Below are 4,443 nucleotides of genomic sequence, written 5' to 3'. Positions count from 1 at the left end.
GTGGGGCTGTTGAAAAACCCTCGCATCGCTGATTCCATAGCTTCAGGACTTTGTCGCGGGGGCCAGGATGATTGGTCATCAGAACCGGGATCAACTCGAGTTTTTTGTCTGCGGGTCGCTGCGTGACCTTGTGCCGGATGATCATGTCCTTGCCCGCGTCGACCGGGTGCTCGATCTCGGCTGGCTGGCCGAAGATGTTGCCGATCTTTATGCCGTCGGGACCGGTCGTCCGGGTGTCGCGCCGGAGGCAGCCGTCCGTCTCATGCTGGCCGGCTTTCTTCTCGGGATCGTCCATGACCGGCGTCTCATGCGAGAGGCACAGGTCAATCTCGCGATCCGCTGGTTTGCTGGCTATGGCCTCCACGAGCGGCTTCCGGATCATTCTTCGCTGACCCGTATTCGACAACGCTGGGGCGCCGAGCGGTTTCGGCGCATCTTTGAGCGGACGGTTCAGAGTTGTGTGGCAGCCGGGATCGCCAAGGGCGAGGTCGTGCATGTCGACGCGTCTCTGATCCGAGCCGATGTCAGCTGGGAAAGCCTCGCGGTGCGCCATGTTGGTGCCATGTCCGACGCGAATGGTGATGTGCCGGAGGACACCGAGGCCGATCTCCAGGCCAAGCACTCGAAGAAGACCGGGCGCTATAAGAAGGTCTGCGTCACCGATCCGGACGCCAGCATGGCGACCAGCGGGCGCAACCGGCGCCTTGAGCCATGCTACAAGCAGCATGGCGTGGTCGACGATCTTTGCGGGGTCATCGTCGAGGTGGAGGTCACGACCGGGGAGGCGAACGAGGGCGACCACATCCTTGACAGCCTCGATACGGCTGCCGCGATCATGGGAGAACCCATCGGGGTGGCGACAGCAGATGCGGGCTATGCCTACGCCAAGGTGTTCGGCGGGCTGGAGGCGCGCGGGATCGATGCCATCATTCCGACCAAGGCCGAACCGATCAGAAGCAAGGTCCCGCTCCGCCGGTTCAAGTTCGATGCGCGCCATGATCTCGTAAAATGCCCACGCGGAAAAATCCTTCAGCCAACGAAGACCAGGATCAGTCACGGCAGGTTCTTCGTCACCAGGGTGCGTGACTGTGCAGGGTGCGATCTCGCGGCTCTGTGTCTTTCACCGTCGCGAAAGACCCGGGCAGTCGTGATTGTTCATGATTATCCGGCCCTGCTGCGGGCGCGCCGGCGGCGGGAGCGGTGGGGCGAGAAAGAGAACCGGCTCTATCGGCGCCACCGCTGGCGCTCGGAGGGCTTCCACGGCGAGGCAAAGACCTGGCACGGCCTCGCCCGTGCGGTGAGGCGCGGGCTCGAGAACATGCGCATTCAGGCCTTCCTCACCGCCGCGGCCGTGAACCTGAAGCGGTTGGCGGCCGCATTCCTTGCGCTTTTGCTGCATATCCTGGCGGCCAGGCGCCGGGGAGAGTTGTTCTCACCCTCTTCCACCCTCCCGCGCTACCTGCAAAGGAGGTTGGCGACCTCACTGCTCCACCCGATGACGCACGGCATCGGCAGTATTCCATAGGACTTCTTCAACAGCCCCCGCGTTCACTGGATGAGAAACGCGCTTGCCCATGCTCCGACCAAGCAGCGCACGGCCGTGGCGGCAATGCTGAAGACGATCTTCGCCCAAGAAAACAAGGCGGATGCCGAAGCCCAGTGGGAGGTCGTGGCTGACGCGCTGCGCGAGAAGCAGGCGAGGCTCGGCGCCCTCATGGACGCCTCGCGCGACGACGTCCTCGCCTACATGGATTTTCCGCGTGAGCATTGGGCCCAGATCGCGTCGACGAACCCACTGGAGCGGGTGAACCGGGAGATCAAGCGCAGGTCCGACGTCATCGGCATCTTCCCGAACGACGAGGCAATCGTCCGTCTCGTCGGCGCGCTGATGCTCGAGACCAATGACGAATGGACGGTTGCGCGGAGATACATGTCTCTTGAAAGCCTGGCGCGTGTCACCGACACTACAACCGTTAGGCTGTCCGCCGTGGCAACCTGATCAGCCTCGGACCTCTCCGAAGGTCGGCGCTCTTACACCATCTCCCGGGGCACTACCGCCTTCACGGTGAGGGGAAATCCTTCGGCATCATGCGAACTGCGAAGATCAAAACGCTCGGCAACATGGGGGCCAGCCTTCAGCATAGCTTTCGGGAACGGGAGACCCCGAATGCCGATCCGGACAGGACCAGCGACAACACGATCCTGGTCGGTGGCGACAACAGCAAAGACGTGCTGGCCGCGTGGAAGGATCGGGCTCCCGAGAAGATCAGGAAGAACGCCGTGCACGGTCTGGAATACTTCATCGGTGGCTCGCCCGCGAAGATGAAAGCCATGACCAGGGAGGAGCAGGACACGTACTTCCGGGATGCGCTTGGCTGGATCGAGAACCGGCACGGCAAGGAAAACGTCCTCTCAGCGATGGTCCACCGCGACGAGACCACCCCGCACATGACGGTGATGACTATCCCCCTCGATGACAGGGGCAAGCTGAACTGCCGGTCGTTCGTGGGGAACAAGAAGGCTCTTTCCGATCTCCAGACAGACTTTGCGGAGAAGGTCAGCGAGAAGCATGGCCTTCGGCGGGGCATCAAGGGCTCCACAGCGCGGCACGAGCGCGTGCAGCGGGTCTATGGGGCCTACATGTCCGGCGAAAACGCTGTAGCCCTCCCTGAGCGCGTCAGAGGCTCTCTCCTGCGCGGCGGCAAGGAAAGCGACGCTGACTGGCATGCACGGGCCACAGAGGCCGCCACAGACGCGCTCCGCGGCTTCCAGATGAAGATGCGGGAAGAAAAGCTCGACATGGATGCGAAGCTGAACACGGCACAGTCGATGATCCAGTCTCTTCAGACACTGCAGCGGAGCTATAAGACCCAGCTCGACGCAGCCCGTGAAACGCTGTCGCGATTGGTGTCGAGCCTGGAACTGGCTGACAAGGGGGCTGAGGCAAACGCTGCCCTCGAAGCCTATGCCGATCTGGAGGGGAAAATCCTCGATGGTGATCTTGGCGTCCTCAAGGATGCTGCGGGGTCGCCAGCTCGGATCGATAAGATCGTGGACATCTATGACCGGGTCATTCCTGACGGCACCGCGATGACCGAAGAGCAGGCCCGGTTCGACCGGGCGCTGGACCTGACCTTGGATGCCATGGCGGATGGCAAGGTGGCGAAACGGAAAGACCCGGTACGGATAGCGATCGAGGCTCGTGCCCTGCCCTATGTTCAGAAAGCTCTTGCTCACCTGGCACAGGATCGAGTGAACCCGCCCTTCACCAGCCGAGACGACCGTCTGGCATTCCAGGCGGAGATTGAAGGCACTCTTTCGGAGGAACAGCTGGTGGCCCTGAAGCAAGGTGATGAGACCGTGCTGGAAGACGTGCTTGGCGATCATCTTTCTCAGCAGCAACAGCTCAGCCTGGCGCTGGCTTATTTTGATCATGTGGACGTTGATGTCGGTTCTGGCATCCGTCGCGGCATCATCGAGCGGCTCTCTGAAGCAGAGGATAGCCCGAAACATCAGGAGCCAGGGCTTCGACACTGACGCGTTACGACAAGTTATCCACAGATTGCGTGATCTTCATGAGTGTTAAATAGGTGTTAGATTCAGTGTTACGCCGGGTCCGTTGCATTAACTAGCCGACCACCGCAAGTTCCTTGAGTTGGTAATGATGGGGGGGCCGATGGCACAGCAAAAGAATCCGTTCAAGCGGCATCGTTTTCCTCGGGAGATCATCCTTCTAGCGGTGCGCTGGTACTGTCGCTACCCGCTGTCGTGCCGCGACGTCCGCGATTTGCTGGCCGAGCGCGGGGTGACAGTCGATGCCTCCACAATCCACCGCTGGGTCAGGAAGTTCGGCCCCGAGATCCGCAAACGGGCCTATGGTGGCCATCGTTCCTGGCGCGGGCAGCAGTGGCATGTCGATGAGACCTACATCCGCGTCGGTGGACGCTGGTGTTATCTATGGCGCGCCGTCGATCAGCTCGGCCAGCTGATCGATTTTCGGCTGACGGCGCGGCGAAATGCCAAGGCTGCAAGGGCGTTTCTGCGGCAAGCCCGAGAGACCGTTCGCCTGTATCAGCCCCTGACCATCGTCACTGACAAGGCGCTCAGCTATGCCAAGGTGATCGGCGAGATCAACGACCGGCTCGGGCCAGAGCACACAATCCGCCATGTCGATCGCAAGTACCTGAACAACCGGATTGAGAGCGATCATGCTGCAATAAAACAGCGGCTGCGGCCGATGCGTGGCTTCCAGACCATGGCCGGCGCCAAGGCCGCGCTCGCCGGGATCGAAACCTTCCGCACCATCCGCAAGGGTCAGTTCGAAAGCTGCAGGACCGGAGTTGAAAACGAGATCGACTTCGTCGCCAAACTCTTCCCGGAAGCCGCTTGATGATCGCAGCTCCTGCTTTTACTGCGCCGAAGCGGCATTAATGCAACGGACCC

At 61.4% G+C, this 4,443-nt stretch carries 3 protein-coding genes and 1 pseudogene; all 4 read left to right on the top strand.

Features of this window, described 5'->3' with window-relative positions; all coding sequences use genetic code 11:
* Positions 1–67: 67 nt before the first annotated feature.
* The 4 genes and pseudogenes from ACTJI6_RS23625 to ACTJI6_RS23610 all read left to right on the top strand — a co-directional run bounded on the left by ACTJI6_RS23625 (position 68) and on the right by ACTJI6_RS23610 (position 4,390).
* Positions 68–1,525, top strand: coding sequence for a transposase (locus ACTJI6_RS23625; protein ID WP_440803644.1), 1,458 nt, complete (start codon positions 68–70; stop codon positions 1,523–1,525).
* A gap of 18 nt (positions 1,526–1,543) precedes the next feature.
* Positions 1,544–1,999 (top strand): annotated as a pseudogene (locus ACTJI6_RS23620) (transposase); the annotation flags it as partial.
* 89 nt (positions 2,000–2,088) lie between these two features.
* On the top strand, positions 2,089–3,537 hold the full coding sequence (gene mobV / locus ACTJI6_RS23615; protein ID WP_440804175.1) for a MobV family relaxase: 1,449 nt from the start codon (positions 2,089–2,091) through the stop codon (positions 3,535–3,537).
* Between the two features lie 139 nt (positions 3,538–3,676).
* Complete coding sequence (locus tag ACTJI6_RS23610; protein WP_440803609.1) at positions 3,677–4,390, top strand: IS6 family transposase; 714 nt, start codon at positions 3,677–3,679, stop codon at positions 4,388–4,390.
* The last annotated feature ends 53 nt before the right edge of the window (positions 4,391–4,443 follow it).

This window comes from Paracoccus sp. 22332, from assembly GCF_052045125.1.
Taxonomy (GTDB): domain Bacteria; phylum Pseudomonadota; class Alphaproteobacteria; order Rhodobacterales; family Rhodobacteraceae; genus Paracoccus; species Paracoccus haematequi_A.
This window is presented reverse-complemented; position numbering and strand designations above follow the sequence as displayed.

Coding starts and splice junctions, on each gene's coding strand:
- ACTJI6_RS23625 (WP_440803644.1), top strand. CDS start 68: ATGATTGGTCATCAGAACCGGGATCAACTCGAGTTTTTTGTCTGCGGG.
- mobV (WP_440804175.1), top strand. CDS start 2,089: ATGCGAACTGCGAAGATCAAAACGCTCGGCAACATGGGGGCCAGCCTT.
- ACTJI6_RS23610 (WP_440803609.1), top strand. CDS start 3,677: ATGGCACAGCAAAAGAATCCGTTCAAGCGGCATCGTTTTCCTCGGGAG.